The organism is Candidatus Poribacteria bacterium (assembly GCA_021295755.1).
Classification (GTDB): Bacteria; Poribacteria; WGA-4E; order WGA-4E; family PCPOR2b; genus PCPOR2b.
Genome location: JAGWBT010000161.1, coordinates 7,762 through 10,018 on the forward strand (window position 1 = coordinate 7,762; position 2,257 = coordinate 10,018).

A 2,257-nucleotide genomic window follows, 5' to 3' on the forward strand; every position below is an offset into this window, starting at 1 on the left:
TCCAAGTTCACCACAAGACCGTTACCGAGCGTCCGTTCATCTGTCACTGGCTGGCATGTGATATGAGCAACGCCATTGAGTGCGTCCTGAATGGCACGCGCTTTCCAGCCGTGTTCGGCGATTCGTGCCGCATGGTCCATGGAGAACCACTCGCGTAACGCAGCGACGACTGCGACAATCTCCTGACGGTCAAGTTTCAGTGGTCTGCCAACCGACCGGGAGAGCTGTGTTTCATAGCCGATGAAGCTATGCACAAAGGCAGCATCTATCAGATCCTTCCGACCGCATAGTACCCCTGTCGAATTGCAAGCACCGAAGTATTTCGCGCCATATCCAATCATGTCTGCGCCTGCCGCCGGATACCGACGCATCTGATCCAATGGATAAACTTGGCTCGCCGCATCAACGATCACCGGGATATCGTGGGAATGGGCAATGCTAATCACCTCTTCCAACGACACAACCCCTGCGCCACCTCCGGGTGCGACGTAGTGGATAGCGGCAGTTTTCTCGTTGATGGTAGTTTCCACCTGCTCCGCGGTGGTATGTTCATCGCCCGTCTCGATCATTTTGGCACCAAAAACGGTTATACACCGGTCATAATGGTATCGCTGCGATTTCTGAATGATGATTTCATTCTTCATACCGGTTGTATCCGGCAGTTGCTGAATCTTATCAGGATCATCCCCAGCCATGCAGGTCGCCGAACTCAGGGCGAGTGCTGCCGCACAACCGGGCGTCACTAAAGCCGATTCGCCTCCTAGCAGATCTGCGATAATGTTACCCGTTTTCTTCAGAAGATCCTCCATATCAGCGAAGTATCGGCTCGCATGATTCATCGCCGCCTGAACTCCCGGTGACGGACGGGAACCACCATATACTGTCATGAACCCCATTGCATTGATAACTGGCTTAACACCTAAATCTCGATAAACTGTAAGACCATCGTTACTCATTAATCTCCTCCACCCCCTGTGTCAACAGGGGAATAAATTTGTGGTTGGAACGTGGAAACGGAAATTGATCAATCTGATCAACAGTAATCCAGCGATAATCCACCGCATCGTTCAGAAGGACTTCGCCGGACCGATAATAACAATGAAAAACGTCCATTGTAATCTTAAAATGCGTGTAAGCGTGTTTAACACGGGTCAGGTATTCGGTCGGTTCAACGTGAAGGTTGGTCTCTTCTCGGATTGCGCGAACACAAGCCTGTTCAGCAGATTCTTTGACCTGAATCTTTCCGCCCGGAAACTCCCATAACCCGCCGAGTAAACCTTCCAGTTTGCGTTGGGTGATTAAAATCTGCTCCCCTTTGTGAATTACCCCTGCGACGATATGATACTCCGGGACGGGTTTCGGTTTCTGTCTGACAGGAAATTCGTCTTGCCGAACAGTTTCAAATGCGCGACAAACGGTGTTCGCCGGACAAACGATACAGGTCGGTGATTGCGGGCGACAGACGGTCGCTCCTAGCTCCATCATCGCCTGGTTGAAAATCCCCGGCGAAGAATGGTCCAGCAGCCGATCCGCCTTCTCCTGAAAAATCTTGGCCGAGCCGGATTGATTGATTGGTGTTGCAATCAGAAACAGGCGTGCAAGGACCCGTTTAACGTTGCCATCCACCACCGCATACGGAGCGTTAAACGCAATACTCTGCACCGCAGCAGCGATGTATTCGCCTACACCGGGCAGCTTTCGGAATGCGGTATAATCCGCAGGTATTTCGCCATCGAAATCTCCCACAATAACCTGTGCAGCCTTGTGGAGATTCCGCGCCCTGGCATAGTATCCCAACCCTTCCCAAGTTTTCAGCAGATCCTGTAGGTCAGCCGCCGCTAGCCTCTCCACATCGGGAAACCTGCTCACAAATTTCTGTGACCTGTGTCTGCTGAAGCATCACCTCCGAAACCCAGATACAATAGGGATCTTCAGTCTCGCGCCAAGGAAGCTGGCGGCGATGCGTTTCAAACCACACGAGTAGGTTTTCACGGAATAGTATGATTTCTTTGGGATTCAAGGTATGTTATAAGGTTAGATGTTAAAACAGAGTACCGAGAAAGATGTATTTATTGGACTGGCTGCAAGCCTATTAAATAGTATTCTGCTTTCGCTTCCTCTGTTACCGGTTGAATGGAAGTAACTTCTCGGATAGTCGCAATATATCTCTCACTAATGGTAGCCCTGCTTGCTGTATTAAATGCCTCATCCAATATTTTGCCTTTATATGGAGTACCGTCTTGTGCTTTAATTCCAA

The 2,257-nt window shown here is 50.2% G+C and carries 2 protein-coding genes and 1 pseudogene; all 3 read right to left on the bottom strand.

Features of this window, described 5'->3' with window-relative positions:
* Positions 1-956, bottom strand: a 956-nt coding sequence (locus J4G02_19735; protein ID MCE2396765.1) for an aminotransferase class V-fold PLP-dependent enzyme, incomplete at its 3' end; no start/stop codon positions are given.
* Positions 949-2,020 (bottom strand): annotated as a pseudogene (mutY, locus tag J4G02_19740) (A/G-specific adenine glycosylase). The pseudogene mutY and the gene J4G02_19735, both read right to left, overlap by 8 nt.
* A gap of 49 nt (positions 2,021-2,069) precedes the next feature.
* Positions 2,070-2,257: hypothetical protein (locus J4G02_19745; GenBank protein MCE2396766.1), on the bottom strand; the 188-nt coding region annotated here is incomplete at its 5' end.